General features: G+C 64.0%; 13 protein-coding genes. 10 read left to right on the forward strand and 3 right to left on the reverse strand.

The window, feature by feature from the left end:
* Positions 1-4 precede the first annotated feature (4 nt).
* The 9 genes from LDZ24_RS06900 (at position 5) to LDZ24_RS06940 (ending at position 13,047) form a co-directional block, all read left to right on the forward strand.
* Positions 5-1,612, forward strand: coding sequence for a sugar ABC transporter ATP-binding protein (locus LDZ24_RS06900; protein WP_371747399.1), 1,608 nt, complete (start codon positions 5-7; stop codon positions 1,610-1,612).
* Positions 1,613-2,620: an ABC transporter permease gene (locus LDZ24_RS06905; RefSeq protein WP_175940316.1), complete on the forward strand. Its 1,008-nt coding sequence runs from the start codon at positions 1,613-1,615 to the stop codon at positions 2,618-2,620.
* Positions 2,621-2,848: 228 nt separating this feature from the next.
* Positions 2,849-3,898, forward strand: a complete 1,050-nt coding sequence (locus LDZ24_RS06910; RefSeq protein WP_175940317.1) for a LacI family DNA-binding transcriptional regulator — start codon at positions 2,849-2,851, stop codon at positions 3,896-3,898.
* A gap of 54 nt (positions 3,899-3,952) precedes the next feature.
* Positions 3,953-4,897, forward strand: coding sequence for a ribokinase (gene rbsK / locus LDZ24_RS06915; protein WP_248322227.1), 945 nt, complete (start codon positions 3,953-3,955; stop codon positions 4,895-4,897).
* A gap of 189 nt (positions 4,898-5,086) precedes the next feature.
* Complete coding sequence (locus LDZ24_RS06920) at positions 5,087-6,796, forward strand: methyl-accepting chemotaxis protein (protein ID WP_248322228.1); 1,710 nt, start codon at positions 5,087-5,089, stop codon at positions 6,794-6,796.
* A 148-nt stretch (positions 6,797-6,944) separates the two neighbouring features.
* Positions 6,945-7,706 carry a 2-keto-4-pentenoate hydratase gene (locus LDZ24_RS06925; protein ID WP_248322229.1) on the forward strand — a complete coding sequence of 254 codons (762 nt, stop codon included), beginning with the start codon at positions 6,945-6,947 and terminating at the stop codon, positions 7,704-7,706.
* 334 nt (positions 7,707-8,040) lie between these two features.
* The gene (locus LDZ24_RS06930) at positions 8,041-9,963 is read left to right on the forward strand and encodes a PrkA family serine protein kinase (RefSeq protein WP_248322230.1); all 1,923 of its coding nucleotides are present in this window, start codon (positions 8,041-8,043) and stop codon (positions 9,961-9,963) included.
* Positions 9,964-10,132: 169 nt separating this feature from the next.
* Complete coding sequence (locus LDZ24_RS06935) at positions 10,133-11,398, forward strand: YeaH/YhbH family protein (RefSeq protein WP_175940321.1); 1,266 nt, start codon at positions 10,133-10,135, stop codon at positions 11,396-11,398.
* The gene (locus tag LDZ24_RS06940) at positions 11,395-13,047 is read left to right on the forward strand and encodes a SpoVR family protein (RefSeq protein ID WP_175940322.1); all 1,653 of its coding nucleotides are present in this window, start codon (positions 11,395-11,397) and stop codon (positions 13,045-13,047) included. The genes LDZ24_RS06935 and LDZ24_RS06940 overlap by 4 nt, the downstream gene beginning before the upstream one ends.
* Before the next feature lie 53 nt (positions 13,048-13,100).
* Here LDZ24_RS06940 and LDZ24_RS06945 read toward each other — a convergent pair whose 3' ends face one another.
* Positions 13,101-14,156, reverse strand: a complete 1,056-nt coding sequence (locus LDZ24_RS06945) for an AI-2E family transporter (RefSeq protein ID WP_248322231.1) — start codon at positions 14,154-14,156, stop codon at positions 13,101-13,103.
* Between the two features lie 225 nt (positions 14,157-14,381).
* Here LDZ24_RS06945 and rarD point away from each other — a divergent pair, with 225 nt between their 5' ends.
* Positions 14,382-15,260 (forward strand): EamA family transporter RarD, encoded by an 879-nt coding sequence (gene rarD / locus LDZ24_RS06950; protein ID WP_248322232.1) that lies wholly within the window; start codon positions 14,382-14,384, stop codon positions 15,258-15,260.
* Between the two features lie 25 nt (positions 15,261-15,285).
* Here the strand turns inward: rarD and LDZ24_RS06955 are convergent, their stop codons facing one another.
* On the reverse strand, positions 15,286-16,281 hold the full coding sequence (locus tag LDZ24_RS06955) for an aldo/keto reductase (RefSeq protein WP_248322233.1): 996 nt from the start codon (positions 16,279-16,281) through the stop codon (positions 15,286-15,288).
* Between the two features lie 70 nt (positions 16,282-16,351).
* Positions 16,352-17,737, reverse strand: coding sequence for a DHA2 family efflux MFS transporter permease subunit (locus LDZ24_RS06960; protein WP_248322234.1), 1,386 nt, complete (start codon positions 17,735-17,737; stop codon positions 16,352-16,354).
* Between the last annotated feature and the right edge of the window lie 70 nt (positions 17,738-17,807).

The raw sequence follows: 17,807 nt of genomic DNA on the forward strand, positions 1-17,807 counted from the left end.
CGCCATGATGAAAGACGCGCACGACGCGAGCGTGCTGACCGTCACGGGAATCGGCAAGACCTATGTCGAGCCGGTGCTGGCCGACGTATCGCTCGGACTCTCGCCGGGCGAGGTGCTCGCGTTGACCGGCGAAAACGGCGCGGGCAAGAGCACGCTGTCGAAGATCATCGGCGGGCTCACCAATCCGACCACGGGCACGATGACGCTCGCGGGCCAGCCGTACGCGCCGCAAAGCCGCACCGAAGCCGAATCGCTCGGCGTGCGCATGGTAATGCAGGAGCTGAACCTGCTGCCGACGCTTTCGGTCGCGGAAAACCTCTTCCTCAACCGCCTGCCGCAGAAAGGGCGCCTCAAGATCGGCTGGATCGACCGCAAGCGGCTCGCCGAGGACGCGCGGCACGCGATGGCGCAAGTCGGGCTCGATGCCATCGACCCGGACACGCTCGTGGGCGACCTCGGCATCGGGCATCAGCAGATGGTCGAAATCGCGCGCAACCTGATCGGCGATTGCCGCGTGCTGATTCTCGACGAACCCACCGCGATGCTCACCGCACGCGAAGTCGATCTCCTCTTCGAGCAGATCGCGCGGCTCAAGGCGCGCGGCGTGGCGCTCGTCTATATCTCGCATCGGCTGGAAGAACTGAGGCGCATCGCGGAGCGCGCGGCGGTGTTGCGCGACGGCCGCCTCGTGCACGTCGGGCCGATGAGCGCGCTGACCAGCGACCAGCTCGTCACGCTGATGGTCGGCCGCGAACTGGGCGAACGCATCGATCTCGGCGAGCGCAAGCTGGGCGGCGTCGCGCTGAAAGTGGACGGCATGACGCGCGCCCCGGCCGTGCGCGACGTGTCCTTCGAGGTGCGCGCGGGCGAGATTTTCGGCATCAGCGGGCTGATCGGCGCGGGGCGCACGGAACTCATGCGCCTGATCTACGGCGCGGATCGCGCGGACGCCGGCACGGTGTCCGTTTCGCGCGGCGGCAAATCACTGCGCCCGGTGAACATCCAGTCGCCGTCGGACGCGGTGAAAAACGGCATCGCGCTCATCACGGAGGACCGCAAGGGCGAGGGCCTGCTGCTCGGCCTGCCCATCGCCGTGAACGTTTCACTCGGCAACGTGGGCGCGGTGGCGCGTCACGGCGTGATCGACACGCGCCGCGAAGCCGCGCTCGCCGAGCGCCAGATCGACGCCATGCGCATCCGCACGTCGGGGCCGGCGCAAGCGGTGTCCGAGCTATCGGGCGGCAATCAGCAGAAAGTCGTGATCGGCCGCTGGCTCGCCCGCGACTGCGCCGTGCTGCTTTTCGACGAACCGACGCGCGGCATCGACGTCGGCGCGAAGTTCGATATTTACGGGCTGATGGGCGCGCTCGCCCGCGAAGGCCGCGCGCTGGTGGTCGTGTCGAGCGATCTACGCGAACTGATGTTGATCTGCGACCGGATCGGCGTGATGTCGGCCGGGCGCATGACCGGCGTGTTCGAGCGCGCGAACTGGACGCAGGATGCGTTGCTCGCGGCGGCTTTCGCGGGCTACGCGAAGCGCGAGGCGATTCTGCACGAGCCGCTCGCGCCCGACGCGAAGCCGCCCGAACAAGACAATTTGCTGGAGCATTGAATGACCGGACAGACCGAAGCGAATCTGCCAGCCGATGCGCCGAAAAGCGGCAAGAACGCGAAGGGCGCGGGCACGCGCCTGGGCTTTTCCAATTATCTGGGGCTGGCCGGCGCGCTCGCCGCGATGATCGCGCTTTTCTCCGTGCTGAGTTCGCACTTCCTGACGTACGACACGTTCAGCACGATCGCGAACCAGATACCGGATCTCGTCGTGATGTCGGTCGGCATGACGTTCGTGCTGATCATCGCGGGGATCGACTTGTCGGTGGGCTCGGTCCTTGCGCTCGGCGCGTCGGTGGTGAGCGTGGCCGCGTTGAAGTGGCACTGGCCCGCGCTTCCGGCGGCGCTCATCGGGCTGGCCGCCGCCGCGCTGACGGGCACGGTCACGGGGCTCGTCACGGTGGCGTGGCGCATTCCGTCGTTCATCGTGTCGCTCGGCGTGCTGGAAGCGGCGCGCGGGCTCGCGTATCAGATGACGAACTCGCGCACCGCGTACATCGGCGATGCGTTCGATTTTCTGTCGAATCCGATCGCGTTCGGCATCTCGCCGGCGTTCCTGATTGCGGTCGCGGTGATGATTCTTGCGCATTGGGTCTTGACCCGGACGATTTTCGGCCGTTATCTGGTAGGCATCGGCACGAACGAGGAAGCGGTGCGGCTCGCGGGTGTCGATCCGCGGCCGTACAAGGTCATCGTGTTCGCGCTGATGGGCGCGCTGTCGGGACTGGCCGCGCTGTTCCAGATTTCACGTCTCGAAGCCGCGGATCCGAACGCGGGCGCGGGCGTGGAGCTTCAGGTGATCGCGGCGGTGGTGATCGGCGGAACGAGTCTGATGGGCGGGCGCGGCTCGGTCATCAGCACGTTTTTCGGCGTTCTCATCATCTCGGTGCTGGCGGCGGGGCTCGCGCAGATCGGCGCGAACGAGCCGACCAAGCGCATCATCACGGGCGCGGTGATCGTGGTCGCGGTGGTGCTGGATACGTACCGGAGCCGGCGCAGGCGCGGTTGAGCTCGATGTAGCAGGGCAGCAGGCAGCACGTCGGCGCCTCGCAACGGGGTGGGCGGCGACGTTAAACGTAAGTGCAGTCAAATAGAGACGACCGGGCAGTCCGTTCAACGTCTAGACAACGTCGAGAGCGCTGAGCGGAAGGAAAACGGCCGGCGCGGGAGGGCCGCGCGAGAGGACGTTTCCGGTCAATAAAAGAAGTTGGACCAAAGCATAAGCGAAGGACGATGTATGGCGACGATCAAGGACGTGGCAGCCATTGCTGGGGTGTCGTTTACGACGGTGTCCCACGTAGTGAACAATTCAAGGCCGGTGTCGGCCGATGTGCGGGCGAAGGTCGAGCGCGCGATCCGCGAGCTGGACTACGTGCCGTCGGCCGTGGCGCGCTCGCTCAAGGCGAAGTCCACGGCGACCATCGGGCTGCTCGTGCCGAATGCGACGAATCCGTACTTCGCCGAACTCGCGCGCGGCGTCGAGGACGGCTGCGCGAAAAACGGCTACTGCGTCTTCTTCTGCAACTCGGACGACGATCCGGCCAAGCAGCGCAACTATTTGCGCGTCTTGCAGGAAAAGCGCATCGACGGCCTGGTGATCGCATCGGCGGGCGAGGACGCGGTGCTCGCGCAGTGTCTCGCGGGCGCGCGTGAGCCGCTCGTCATCGTGGACCGCAACATCGAGGGCGTCTCGGCGGACCTCGTGCAGATCGACCACGAGAAAGGCGCGTATATCGCGACGAAGCATCTGCTGCAAACGGGGCATTCGGAGATCGGCTGCATTACCGGTCCGGTCGCGACGGCGGTGAGCGCCATGCGCCTGCACGGTTTTATCCGCGCGATGGCCGAGCGCGGCGTCGAGATCGAGCCGAACGCGATCGTTCAGAGCGACTTTTCCGCGACGGGCGGCTATGCGGCGGCCTCGCAACTGTTCGACGCGATGAAGCCGACCGCGATCTTCGCGTGTAACGACATGATGGGCATCGGCGCGCTGCGGGCGGCGGCCGAGCGCAAGATTCGCGTGCCGGACGATTGCTCGATCATCGGCTTCGACGATGTCGAGTTGTCGCGCTACACGTATCCTGCCCTGTCGACGGTCGGCCATTCGGTGCGCGCGCTCGGCGAGATGGCCGCGCAGACGCTCATCGAGCGCATCGTCGGCAAGCTCGGCGGCACGACGCGCCGCCGCGTGGTCCCGCCGCGTCTCGTGCTGCGCGAATCCACGGCGGTCGTGCCCGAGTCGCATGGCGCCGAGAGCGGCGCCGTGGCAGACGCCAGATCGGAATAACGCGGAATAGCGCGGAATAACGCGGACCAACAACCGGAGCAGGATTTCATCGCGATGAGCGACAACGCAACGAGTGAAACGGGCACGCGCGGGCGCGTGGTAGTGGTCGGCAGTCTCAACATGGACCTCGTCGCGCGCGCGCCGCGCCTGCCGAAGCCGGGCGAAACGCTCGCCGGCTCCGCCTTCGTGCAGGCGCCGGGCGGCAAGGGCGCGAATCAGGCGGTGGCGGCCGCGCGTCTCGGCGCGCAGGTCGCGATGATCGGCTGCGTCGGCCGCGACGCGAACGGCGCAACGCTGCGCGCGGGCCTCGAAGCGGAAGGCATCGACTGCGCCGCGCTCGCGACGAGCGCGGACGCGCCGACGGGCGTCGCGCTCATCATCGTGGACGACGCGAGCCAGAATGCGATCGTCATCGTCGCGGGCAGCAACGCGCAGGTCACGCCTGCGGTCATCGACGAACAAGAAGCACTGCTCGCACGCGCCGATGTCATCGTCTGCCAGCTCGAAACGCCGCCGGAGACCGTGCGCGCGGCGCTGGCCGCGGGCCGCCGACTGGGCCGCACGACGATTCTCAATCCCGCGCCCGCGGCGAGCACGCTGCCCGCCGACTGGTTCGCGCTCATCGACTACCTGATTCCGAACGAACTGGAAGCCGCGACGCTTTCGGGTATCGCCATCGCGACGCCGGACGATGCGCGCCGCGCCGCTCGCGTGCTGAAGGAGAAAGGCGCGCGCAACGTGATCGTCACGCTCGGCGCGCAGGGCGTGTTCGCGCTCTTAGGAGACGACAGCGACGGCCAGCATCTGCCGTCGCCGAAGGTCGAGGCCGTCGACACGACTGCCGCGGGCGATACGTTCATCGGCGGATTCGCGGCGGAACTGGCGCGCGGCAGCGCCGTCGCGGATGCGATCGCCTTCGGTCAGCGCGCCGCCGCGCTCGCCGTCACGCGCGAGGGCGCGCAGCCGTCCATTCCGCGCCGCAGCGAAATCGCAGCATAAGTTTTCAACACGCGCTGAATAACGGCGCGCGCAACGCGTCGTTTTCCCTATCAGGGAAAGAACCTTCTCAAGTCCCGGTGTCTTCATGCCGTTCATGTCGAAAGCGGCTGCGCAAACGCGTGCCGCCCGATCGCGGCTCTATGCGTCACGACGCCCGCGCACATTCGAACCGGCATCAGGGACACATCCATGAAAAAGGCTTTGACGATCAAGGCACGCATCGGCATCTCGATGGCGTTTCTCGGCGCGCTGCTCATCGGCATCGGCGCACTGGGACTCGCGGGCATGGGCCGCACGAACGAGGCTTTCCTCGACACATACTCGGTGCAGATGCCGGGCGCCATCGCGGTCGGCAACAGCGAAATGTATGCGGCGCGCGAACGGCTCGTGTTCGACCGCGCGGCGCTGCTCGCCGGCACGTCCGAGGTGAGCGCGACCATCGAGCGTTCGCGCATGATGCGCGAGCGCGCCGACGCCTTCTGGAAGAACTACATGTCGCTGCCGCAGACGCCCGACGAGCGGCGTCTGGCCGATGCGTCGCAGGACAAGCGGCTCGCGCTTCAACGCGCCGTCGACAGGGGACTCGCGGCCGTCACGGCGGACGACCGCGCGGGCATGATCGAGGCGGCCAAGGCGATGCAGGCGGCCTACAACGAACTCGCCAACGCGAACGACGCGCTGCGCGCGTTTCTCACCGACGCCTCGAAGAAGAGCTACGAAGACGCGCAGAGCCGCTATACGTGGTTCCGCGCGCTGAGTCTTTCGGCCATCGCGCTGGGCCTCGCGGCGGCGGCGTTCGCGTGGTTCGCGTTGCGGCGCGCCATCGCGCGGCCGCTCGAAGCCGCGCTCACGCATTTCGAAGCCATCGCCGCCGGCGACCTGCGCCGCGACGTAGTCGTGACCTCGCGCGACGAAATGGGCCTGCTGCTCGAAGGCCTCGCGAAGATGCGCGCCAGTCTGCTCACGACGGTTCGCACGGTGCGCTCGGGCAGCGAATCGATCGCGTCGGCCACGCAGCAGATCGCGGCGGGCAATACCGATCTTTCGTCGCGCACGGAGGAACAGGCGTCCGCGTTACAGGAAACGGCGTCGAGCATGGAGGAACTGACGAGCACGGTGCGCCAGAACGCGGATAACGCGCGTCAGGCCAGCACGCTCGCCGCCAACGCGTCGGAGATCGCGGGCAAGGGCAGCGCCGTCGTCACGCAAGTCGTCGATACGATGGGCGAAATCAGCCGCAGCTCGGCGAAGATCGCCGACATCATCACGATCATCGAAGGCATTGCGTTCCAGACCAACATCCTCGCGCTCAACGCGGCCGTCGAAGCGGCGCGCGCGGGCGAAGAAGGGCGCGGCTTCGCGGTCGTGGCCGGCGAAGTGCGCAATCTGGCGCAGCGTTCGTCGACGGCGGCCAAGGAAATCAAGGAGTTGATCGACACGTCGGTCGCGCGCGTGCAGTCGGGCACCACGCTCGTCGACGAAGCGGGCCGCACGATGAACGAGATCATCGGCGCGGTGCAACGCGTGACCGACATCATGGGCGAGATCGCGGCGGCATCGGCGGAGCAGACGACCGGCATCGAGCAGGTGTCGCGCGCCGTCACGCAGATGGACGAGGTCACGCAGCAAAACGCGGCGCTCGTGGAAGAAGCGGCGGCGGCCGCTCAGTCGCTCGAAGATCAGGCCGCGCGCCTGCGTCAGGCGGTCGCAGTGTTTCAGGTGACTGAAGGCGCGGGGCTTGCTGCTGCTTCCTTGCAAGTGCCGGCGACCGTATCCACGAAGCCGAAGCGCGTCGCGCCGCCTGCGGCGGCTGTTAAGCCCGCGGCGAGCATGAAGCCTGCGGCGAGCGCGAAACCCGCTGCGCTGTCGACGGCGGGCGGCGACTGGGAGACGTTCTGACCTTTTGATGCCGTTGCCCGCATCGCGCGTGCGCATGAGATCGCATGCGAGCGCATGAAATAGCAGCAAGCGGGCAACGTGAAGCACCGCCGGTCCGGTAACCCGTACACTGACGACACTGCGCGTCCATTCACACGAGGGGATCGACATGACCGGATCGACACTTGCCGCCAAGCTCGTCGCGGCCCGGCGTCAGCATCGACTGATCGACACGCTGGAGCCGCGCGATCTCCCCGCCGACGCGCCCACCGCTTACGCCATCCAGCACGAAGTCCTGCGCGACAGCCACGCGCGCATCGGCGCATGGAAGATCGGCGCGCGCGCGCCCGATGCGCTCGCGGCGGGCGCGCCCATCGATGCCGAATGTGTCTATGTTTCGCCCGCGCGCCTTCCTTTCGAAGGCTTCTTTCGCGTGCTCGTGGAACTGGAGATTGCCTTTCGCTTCGCGTATGCGTTGCCCCCGAAGAACGATCCTTACACGCGCGCCGAAGTGCTCGCGGCCATCAGCGGCATTGCAGTCGCGCTCGAAGTGGTCGATAGCCGTTTCGCGCAGTGGCCCAATCTCGATCCGCTCGCGCAGCTTGCCGATGCGCAGAACAACGGCGCGCTCATCACGAGCGGCATGGAACCTTACGAGGTCGTCGCGCCGGGCTTCGATTTTCTTGCGCCGCGCCTTGAACTCACGCTCGATGGCGTGGGGATTGCTCCAGCTACCCTCGGCAATCCGGCGGGCGATCCTCGCGAATTGCTGCCCTGGCTCGTCAACCATTGTTCGCGCATGGGTTTAACGGTCGAGCCTTTCTGGACCATCACCACGGGCTCATACACAGGCGCTTATCGCGTGGAAGGACCGGCCATGGTGCATGGCTCGATCGATCGCATCGGGGAACTGGAACTCGTGCTGACGTGACGACATGCGCTCGCGACATGCTTTGGCGGAAGGTCGCGGTGTACCGATGAAGCGGGCGCGGCGCAGCGTACATGCCGAAGCGCAGATGCAGCGCAGGCTGCACTCATGCGCGGCGATGCTTGAAGCAGATACGATGAGCATCTTGGGACTGAGGATTGTAGGTGAACGAAAATAACCTACCAAGCTAGTGATTGTTCCGAGCAGCTTCTAAGCAAATCAACCAAGCAAGTGCGTGAAAAAAAATTCGAAAGGGTTTAGGATGAATTCAAGCGATGTCGTTTCGATAACGCGCGTTGAGACGACCAAGGCTTTCTGACTTCGGCGAGGAGGTAGCATGGATATCTACAGCAGTTTCGCGACCCGCTTCGAAAAAACGCGCGAGGAGGAATTCTCGCTCGAAGAGTATCTCGCGCTCTGCAAGGAAGATCCTGCCACATATGCAACAGCGGGCGAACGCATGCTGACGGCCATCGGGGAACCCGAAATGGTCGACACTCGCCTCGATCCGCGTTTATCGCGTGTGTTTGCAAACAAGGTCATCAAGGTGTATCCGGCGTTCCGCGAGTTCTACGGAATGGAGGAAGTGATCGAGAACGTCGTGTCGTATTTCAGGCACGCCGCGCAGGGTCTGGAAGAGAAAAAGCAGATCCTGTATCTGCTCGGTCCGGTGGGCGGCGGCAAGTCGTCCATTGCAGAACGGCTCAAGCAACTCATGGAGCGCGTACCGTTCTATGCGCTCAAGGGCTCGCCCGTAAACGAATCGCCGCTCGGTCTTTTCGATTACGACGAAGACGGTCCCGTGCTCGAGGAACAATACGGCATTCCGCGCCGTTACCTGAAGAGCATTCTTTCGCCGTGGGCTGTGAAGCGCCTGCACGAATACAACGGCGATATCCGCAAGTTCCGCGTGGTGCGCCGCTATCCGTCGATCCTTCGGCAAATCGGCATCGCGAAGACGGAGCCGGGCGACGAGAACAATCAGGACATCTCCTCGCTCGTCGGCAAGGTGGACATTCGCAAGCTCGAAACCTACTCGCAGGACGACGCCGATGCTTACAGCTATTCCGGCGGCCTGTGCCTCGCGAATCAGGGCCTGCTCGAATTCGTCGAAATGTTCAAGGCGCCGATCAAGGTGCTGCATCCGCTCCTGACGGCAACACAGGAAGGCAACTTCAAGGGCACGGAAGGCTTCGGCGCGATTCCGTTCGACGGCGTGATTCTCGCGCACTCGAACGAATCGGAATGGAAGGCTTTCCGCAACAACAAGAACAACGAGGCGCTGCTCGATCGTATCTTCGTGGTAAAGGTGCCGTACTGCCTGCGCTATAGCGAAGAGGTGAAGATCTACGAGAAGCTCTTGCGCAATTCTTCGCTTGCCGAAGCGGTGTGCGCGCCCGGCACGCTCAAGATGATGGCGCAGATGGCCGTGCTCACGCGCCTGCACGAGCCGGAGAATTCGAGCCTCTTCTCGAAGATGCAGGTCTACGACGGCGAGAACCTGAAGGACACCGATCCCAAAGCGAAGTCGTATCAGGAGTATCGCGACTTCGCGGGCGTCGACGAAGGCATGACGGGCGTGTCCACGCGTTTCGCGTTCAAGATTCTGTCGCGCGTGTTCAACTTCGATTCGACCGAGGTCGCGGCTAACCCGGTGCATCTCATGTACGTGCTCGAACAGCAGATCGAGCGCGAGCAGTTCCCGCCGGAAACGGAGCAGAAGTACCTGTCGTTCATCAAGGACGTACTGGCTTCGCGCTACGCCGAATTCATCGGGAAGGAGATTCAGACGGCTTATCTGGAATCGTATTCGGAGTATGGACAAAACATCTTCGATCGCTATGTGACGTATGCGGACTTCTGGATTCAGGATCAGGAGTTCCGCGATCACGACACCGGCGAGAGCTTCGACCGCGCCGCGCTCAACGCGGAACTGGAGAAGATCGAGAAGCCCGCGGGCATCAGCAACCCGAAGGACTTCCGCAACGAGATCGTGAATTTCGTGCTGCGCGCGCGTGCTAACAACGGCGGGAAGAATCCCGCGTGGATCAGCTACGAGAAGCTGCGCGTCGTGATCGAGAAGAAGATGTTCTCGAATACGGAGGAACTCTTGCCGGTCATCTCCTTCAATGCGAAGGGATCGGCCGAAGAGCAACGCAAGCACGAGGACTTCGTGAATCGCATGGTCGCGAAGGGTTATACGCCGAAGCAGGTGCGTTTGTTGTGCGACTGGTATCTGCGCGTGCGCAAGTCGTCTTAAGCGGCGCGGTTTCACGAAGGAAGTTGCAGTAAAGCAGTGCAGGTCCGCGCCGTCCGGGTTCGATGCTTGCATCCGGATGGCCAAGCGGGCAGATTGCGAGCGAGAGGCGCCGCTTGTGGCGCAAACATGCGGCGCCTCTCGCACTCGCCATTTTTGCGGGAGACTGGATGTGCTGCACCAAATCATCGACCGCAGGTTAGCCGGCAAGAACAAGAGCATCGCGAACCGCGAACGCTTCCTGCGACGCGTCAAGAACTACATTCGCCGCGCCGTTTCCGACGCGGTGCGCGATCGCAGCATCAAAGACATTCAGAGCACGCAGAGCATCACGATTCCGAAGAAGGACATCGCGGAGCCGTCGTTCCGGCATGGCCCGGGCGGCAAGCGTGAATACGTGCATCCGGGCAACGCCGACTACGTGCGCGGCGACAAGATCCCGCGCCCACAAGGCGGCTCGGGCGGCGGCGGCAAGAGCGCGAGCAACGAGGGCGAAGGCCAGGACGATTTCGTCTTCGAGCTGTCGCGCGAAGAATTCATGCAGTACTTCTTCGACGATCTCGAACTGCCGCGCCTCGTCAAAACGCAGCTGCTCGCCGTGCCGACGTGGAAGAACGTGCGCGCGGGCTGGGCGGCGGAAGGCACGCCGAACAACATCGACGTGGTGCGCTCGCTGCGCAGCGCGCTCGGCCGGCGCATCGCGCTCGGGTGGCCGCTGTCGGCGCAATTGCGCGAGATGGAACGCCAGCTCGAACAATTGAAGGAAGAGGACGGCAATCCGGACGACATCGCGCGGCTGGAAGCGGACATCGTCATCATGCAGGGACGGATCACGCGCATTCCGTTCATCGATCCGTTCGATCTGCGCTACATCAACCGCGTGAAGCAGCCCACGCCTTCGAGCAAGGCGGTGATGTTCTGCCTGATGGACGTGTCCGGTTCCATGGACGAACAGCGCAAGGACCTTTCGAAGCGTTTCTTCATCCTGCTGTATCTCTTCCTGCAGCGGAACTACGAGAAGATCGAGGTAGTTTTCATCCGTCACCATACGCGCGCCGAAGAAGTCGATGAAGACACGTTCTTTCATTCGACGGAAAGCGGCGGCACGGTGGTGTCGAGCGCGCTCGAACTCATGAAGAAAATCATGGACGAGCGCTACTCGCCGACTGAATGGAACATTTACGGCGCACAGGCATCGGACGGCGACAACTGGACCGACGATTCCCCGAAATGCCGCAAGCTGCTCGCGGAGGACATCCTGCCGAAGGTGCGGTATTTTGCGTATATTCAAGTCGCGCCAGAAGAGCAGAACCTGTGGTTGGAGTATGCTCAACTTGCGGCCGGCGCGCCTGAACTGGCGATGAAGAAGGTCGACTCGGCCTCGGACATTTATCCGGTGTTCCGCGAACTCTTCGAAAAACAACAGGCGGCCGCATGACGACGAGGCACGTGAACAACGAAACGCGTGGATATCATCTCGACGGCACGGACGATCGTGCGCCGTCGAAACTCGGACCGGAAGCGGGGCAACGCAATGCGTCCGCCACGACGCACGAGGTAAGCATGAACGTTGCAGAAAAACGGCGGCCGCTGCCATGCCCATCGGACTGGAGCGTCGAGCTGATCGAGGAGTACGACGCCGAAATCTCGCGCGTCGCGAATCGCTACGGGCTCGACGTGTATCCGATCCAGCTCGAAATCATCAGCGCCGAGCAGATGATGGATGCGTACGCGTCCGTCGGCATGCCGGTGAACTATCGGCACTGGTCGTTCGGCAAGCACTTTCTCTCGACGGAAAAGAGCTACCGGCGCGGGCAGATGGGCCTCGCGTATGAGATCGTCATCAACTCGAACCCGTGCATCGCGTATCTGATGGAAGAGAACACGATGACGATGCAGGCGCTCGTCATCGCGCATGCCGCTTACGGGCATAACTCCTTCTTCAAGGGCAACTACCTGTTCCGTCTGTGGACGGACGCGCACGCGATCATCGATTACCTCGTCTACGCGAAGAATTACATCGCGGAATGCGAGGAGCGTCACGGGTTGGATCGCGTCGAAGAACTGCTTGACTCGTGCCACGCGCTGATGAACTACGGCGTGGACCGCTACAAGCGTCCGCAGAAACTGTCGCTCGCGAAAGAAGCCGCGATGCGCCGCGAGCGCGAGGCGTATCTGCAATCGCAGGTGAATGAATTGTGGCGCACGCTGCCGAACAAAAAGGCGCCGTCCGCCGAGGAAATCGAAAGCCGCTATCCGCCGGAGCCGCAGGAGAATCTGCTGTATTTCGCGGAAAAGAACGCGCCGCTCCTCGAACCTTGGGAGCGCGAAGTCATTCGCATCGTGCGCAAGGTCGGACAGTATTTCTATCCGCAGCGGCAGACGCAGGTCATGAACGAAGGCTGGGCCACGTTCTGGCACTACACGCTGCTGAACACGCTCTACAACGAAGGCCGGCTAGAAGACGGCTTCATGATGGAGTTCCTGCACTCGCATTCGAATGTGGTCTATCAGCCGCCGGTGACGAAGCCGTATTACAGCGGCATTAACCCGTATGCGCTCGGCTTTTCGATGATGAGCGACATTCGCCGCATCTGCGAGAACCCGACGGACGAAGACCGCGAGTGGTTCCCCGACCTCGCAGGCAGCGACTGGCTCGAATCGCTGCACTACGCGATGCGCAACTTCAAGGACGAGAGCTTTATCGCGCAGTATCTGTCGCCGCATTTGATCCGCGAGATGCGCCTTTTTTCGATTCTCGACGACGACATGCGCGACGCGCTCGAAGTCTCGGCCATTCACGACGAAAGCGGCTATCGCTACGTGCGGCAGGCGCTGTCGCGACAGTACGACATTCATCATCGCGAGCCGAACATTCAGGTGTATTCGGTCAACACGCGCGGCGACCGCAGCCTCACGCTGCGTCACTTCATGACCGACAATCGCCACCTCTCGAACGACAGCGACGAAGTGCTCAAGCACATGGCGCGCTTGTGGCAGTTCGACGTGTATCTGGAAAGCGTCGATGAAAACGGCACGGTGAGGAAGCGCTTCGACTGCCGGTACACCGCGCCGAATTCGCGCTGATCGAGATTCGTGTGCAATGAGAAATGGCTCCTTCGCGGAGCCATTTTTCTTGGCTATTGCGGGTCCTCATCCTGCGAAAAGATATCCCAGCTCGCCATGAACAACGCGGCCACGAGCGGCCCGATCACGAAGCCGTTGATGCCGAACAACGCCATGCCGCCGAGCGTCGAGATGAGCACGACCCAGTCGGGCATCTTCGTGTCCTTGCCGACGAGAATCGGGCGCAGCACGTTATCCACGAGCCCGATCACGACGACGCAGAACGCCACCAGCACCAGCCCGCGCCAGATCTCGCCGGTCATGAAAAAGTAAAGCGCGGCCGGCGCCCAGACGAGCGCCGCGCCCACCGCCGGCAAGAGTGACAGAAACGCCATCAGCACGCCCCAGAGCAAGGAGCCGTTGATGCCGAGAATCCAGAAGATCAGCCCGCCTAGAAAGCCCTGCACGGCAGCCACCGCGATATTGCCCTTGACCGTCGCGCGCACGACGGTCGTGAACTTCGCGATCAGATGCTGCTTCGGCGCCGGGTCGAGTGGAAGCGCGCGGCGGATGCGTCGCCCGATCTCGCCGCCATCGCGCAGCAGGAAGAACACGAGATAGAGCATCACGCCGAAGCTCACGATGAACTGGAACGTGTTCTGACCGATGAGCAGCGCCTGCGCCGCCGCGAACTGGCTGATGCGCGAGGCGCCTTCCATCAGCTTGCTTTGCACGCCGCCGATGTCGTCGAGGCCGTAACGCCCGAGCAGTTGCTGCACCGACGCCGGCAGCGCATGAAGCACGTGCTGAAAGTACATGCCGAAGTTCAGATCGCCGCTCTTGATGCGCGTATAGACGAGCGCGACTTCCTGCACGAGCGTCACCGCGACCACCGACACCGGAATGATGACGATGAGAATGGCGGCAGCGAGCGTCGTCAGCGCGGCCAGGTTGCGGCGCTTGCCAAAGCGTGCCGTGAGCCAGCGCTGCATCGGCTGAAAAAGCAGCGCGAGTATCGCGCCCCAGAAGATCGCGCCGAAGAACGGCAGCAGCACCCAGCCGAGCGCGACGGTCACGACGAACAGCAGGATATGAAAGAAGTTCTGGTGAACGGACGGGTTGTTGTTCATTAGCGGCGACGGGAGAAGGCAAAAAAGCGGGCAGGGCGAGGGTTAGCGGGCCATGCTAGCACGCGCTGTCGGCGAGCTTTCACGCACGCTGCGAGCACGAAGCTCGCCTGACGTTCGCGAGATGCGCGGTTGGGTGGTCCGCATCGACTAAAATCCGGCTTCCATTTCTTGCAGACGGCTTCCGGCCACGTCCGGACGGCTTACATCTGCGCCACGCATCGAACCATGAATCCAGGCGTCGTCTACGCATTCGCGGCTTTTGCCATCTGGGGTCTTTTCCCGATCTACTTCAAGGCGCTGCATTCGATCGGCGCGATCGAAATGCTCGCGCACCGCATGGCGTGGTCGATGCTCTTCCTGCTGATCGTGCTGACCGCGCGCCGTCAATGGCAATGGCTCGTGCCCGTGCTGCGCGACAAGCGGCTGCTCGCGCGCTTCGCGGCGAGCGCGGTGCTGCTCTCAGCGAACTGGGGCATCTATATCTGGGCGGTGAACGCGGGGCGTATCGTCGAGGCGAGTCTCGGCTACTTCATCAATCCGCTCGTCAACGTGCTGTTCGGCATGGCGTTTTTGCACGAACGCCTGCGGCCGGTGCAGTGGATCGCGGTGATCGTGGCCGCGCTGGGCGTCGCGTGGCTCACGTGGGTCAACGGCGCGCCGCCCTGGATCAGCTTCGCGCTTGCGCTCACGTTCGGCGGCTATGGCCTGCTGCGCAAGACCGCCTCGCTCGGCGCGCTCGAAGGCCTGACGCTCGAAACCATGCTGCTGTGTCCGGTGGCGCTGCTCTATCTCTTCGTGCTCGGCTCGCACGGAGGAAGCGGCTTCGCGCACGCGACGATCAGCGTGAAGCTGCTGCTCGCGGCGGCCGGACCGGTGACGGCCGTGCCGCTCCTGCTGTTCGCCGCCGGTGCGCGGCGCATTCCGCTGTCCATGCTCGGGCTGATTCAATACATCACGCCGTCGCTGCAACTGCTGATCGGCGTGGCGATTTATCAGGAGGCGTTCGGGCACGATCAGCTGATCGGCTACGGCGCCATCTGGGCCGCGCTCGCGCTGTATTCGCTCGAAGGCGTCTATTGCGCGCGGCGAGCGCGTGCAGCTTGAGCCGACCGATGCCGGTCAGCGCCGTTCAGCGCGATGCATCGCCCCAGCGGTATTCGACGGTCGCATCGTCGAGCTTCGCCTTGATGTCCGGATCCAGCGGTTGATCGACGGCAGCGAGCGTATCGTCGAGCTGCTCCGGGCGGCTCGCGCCGATGATCGCCGATGTCACCGCGGGATTCTCAAGCACCCACGCGAGCGACGTGCTCGCAAGAGAACGCCCGGTCGGCGCGACGATTTCCTTCAGCTTCTCGATGGTCTGAAACTCGCGCTCGTGCCAGTAACGCTCCTGATACATCTCGCCCGCCTTGCCGACGGTCGCGGTGAAGCGGCCCTCGGAAGGCGCCGCGCCGTGCTTGTGCTTGCCCGTCAGCAGGCCGCCCGCGAGCGGGTTGTACGGAATCACGGCGAGCCCTTCTTCGGTTGCGAGCGGCAGCAACTCGCGCTCGATCTGCCGGAAGAGCAGGTTGTAGCGCGGCTGCACCGAGACGAAGCGCGCGGTACGGAGCACGTCGGCGCGGCCGAGCGCCCGCGCGAGCCGGTACGCCAGGAAATTCGACACGCCGATATAACGCGCCTTGCCGTGCCGCACGATCACGTCGAGCGCCTCCAGCGTTTCGTCGAGCGGCGTGTCGCGGTCGTCCATATGCAGCTGATACAGATCGACGTAATCGGTGTTCAGGCGCCTGAGCGACGCGTCCATGGCATCGAGCAGGTGCTTGCGCGACGCGCCCTTGTTCCAGTCGAGCGGTCCCATCACGCCAACGGCCTTGGTCGCGAGGATGAACTGGTCGCGCTTGCCCGCAACCCATCGCCCGACGATCTCCTCCGTGCGGCCGACGATATCGTGCGTGCCGCCGAGCGGATACACATCGGCGGTATCGATGAAATTGACGCCTGCCTCGCTCGCGCGGTCCATGATGCTGCGCGACACGTTCTCGTCGGTCTGCAGACCAAAGGTCATCGTGCCGAGGGTGAGACGCGATACGGTGAGTCCGGTGCTGCCGAATTTGCGGTATTGCACGGTTGCGCTCCAGAAGAAGGGAAGAAGGCGTGCGGCAACGGGCAGGATAGCCCGTACCGCGCGCGCCTGCTTATCGTGCGGCGGGCGTCGGCGCGGACGTGCGCGGCGCGGAATCGAGCCGGCGGAACACCGCGCCCGACAGCAGCGTGACCACGCCCATGCACGCGAAGCTCAGTTTGAAGCCGAGCGACGCCGACCCGAAGTGTCCTTCGAAGACCTGCACGAGCGAGCCGCCGATCGACACGCCGAGGCCGATGGCCAGCATCTGCACCATCGAGAACAGGCTGTTGCCGCTGCCCGCGTCCTGCTTCGACAAACCCTTGAGCGTGACGCTGTTCATCGCGGCGAACTGCATCGAGTTGCATGCGCCGAAGATCGCGAGAATCGCGATTTCGGCGGCGAGCGGCAATGACGGCGAGAAAGCCGCGAACGCGACGATCGACGCGCCGACGAGCGCCGTGTTCACCAACAGGAACGTGTCGTAGCCGTACCGCTTGACGAGCCGCGCGATCCAGCGCTTCGAGACGGTGCCCGCAATCGCGATGGGCAGCATCATGAGCCCGGAATGCAGCGGGCTATAGCCGAGTTCCAGCTGCATCATGAGCGGCAGCAAAAACGGCACCGCGCTCGAACCGATGCGGCACAGCAGATTGCCGATCAGGCCGACGCTGAAGTTGGGCTCGCGAAAGAGCGCGAGCTTGAAGAGCGGGTTGCGCCGGTGACGCGCATACGGAATGTAGGCGAGGGCGGATATCGCCGCGAGCGCGAAAAGCGCCGCCGACAGCGCGCCGCGATGCGTCTCGACAGGCGGATCGAGCGCGAGCGAAAACGCGACCATGCACAGCGAGACCAAGCCGCAGCCGATGAAGTCGAAGGGCGGCGCGTCGTGCAGCGTGTCGTGAGGCAGGAAACGCTGGACCGCATAGAGGCCGGCCGCGCCGATCGGCACGTTGATCAGAAAGATCCAGTGCCATGTGAACGACTGGACGAACCATCCGCCGAGCGTCGGGCCGAGAATCGGGCCGACTTGTCCGGCGACGGAAATCATCGCGAGCGCGGAGACGTAGGCTTCGCCGCTGACGGCGCGCAACACCGCGAGGCGGCCGATCGGCAGCAGCATCGAGCCGCCGATGCCTTGCAGCACGCGCGCAAAGACGAGTTGGTCGAGCGAATGCGCGCCCGCGCAGGCGAGCGAGCCGACGACGAACAAGCTGATCGACACGAAGTACACGCGCCGCGTGCCGAAGCGGTCAGCGAGCCAGCCGGAGGCGGGCGTGAAGAGCGCCATCGTGAGCGTGTAGGCGACGACGATCGACTGCATTGCGAGCGGCGCGGCGTGCAGGTCCCGCGCGATGGAAGGCAGCGCCGTGTTGACGATCGTCGTATCGAGCGCCTGCATGAAGAAGCCCACGGCGACGATCCACAAAAGCGCCGTGTGCGAAGACTGTCTGGTCATAAGGGAGAGAGCTGGGCGTCGCGCTGGAACCGTTTTCAGCGCATCTGTGAAATCTTAGTGACTGCAAGCG

It is taken from the genome of Caballeronia sp. Sq4a, assembly GCF_023170545.1.
GTDB lineage: Bacteria > Pseudomonadota > Gammaproteobacteria > Burkholderiales > Burkholderiaceae > Caballeronia.

Coding starts and splice junctions, on each gene's coding strand:
- LDZ24_RS06905 (WP_175940316.1), top strand. CDS start 1,613: ATGACCGGACAGACCGAAGCGAATCTGCCAGCCGATGCGCCGAAAAGC.
- rbsK (WP_248322227.1), top strand. CDS start 3,953: ATGAGCGACAACGCAACGAGTGAAACGGGCACGCGCGGGCGCGTGGTA.
- LDZ24_RS06940 (WP_175940322.1), top strand. CDS start 11,395: ATGACGACGAGGCACGTGAACAACGAAACGCGTGGATATCATCTCGAC.
- LDZ24_RS06910 (WP_175940317.1), top strand. CDS start 2,849: ATGGCGACGATCAAGGACGTGGCAGCCATTGCTGGGGTGTCGTTTACG.
- LDZ24_RS06960 (WP_248322234.1), bottom strand. CDS start 17,737: ATGACCAGACAGTCTTCGCACACGGCGCTTTTGTGGATCGTCGCCGTG.
- LDZ24_RS06945 (WP_248322231.1), bottom strand. CDS start 14,156: ATGAACAACAACCCGTCCGTTCACCAGAACTTCTTTCATATCCTGCTG.
- LDZ24_RS06900 (WP_371747399.1), top strand. CDS start 5: ATGATGAAAGACGCGCACGACGCGAGCGTGCTGACCGTCACGGGAATC.
- rarD (WP_248322232.1), top strand. CDS start 14,382: ATGAATCCAGGCGTCGTCTACGCATTCGCGGCTTTTGCCATCTGGGGT.
- LDZ24_RS06920 (WP_248322228.1), top strand. CDS start 5,087: ATGAAAAAGGCTTTGACGATCAAGGCACGCATCGGCATCTCGATGGCG.
- LDZ24_RS06925 (WP_248322229.1), top strand. CDS start 6,945: ATGACCGGATCGACACTTGCCGCCAAGCTCGTCGCGGCCCGGCGTCAG.
- LDZ24_RS06930 (WP_248322230.1), top strand. CDS start 8,041: ATGGATATCTACAGCAGTTTCGCGACCCGCTTCGAAAAAACGCGCGAG.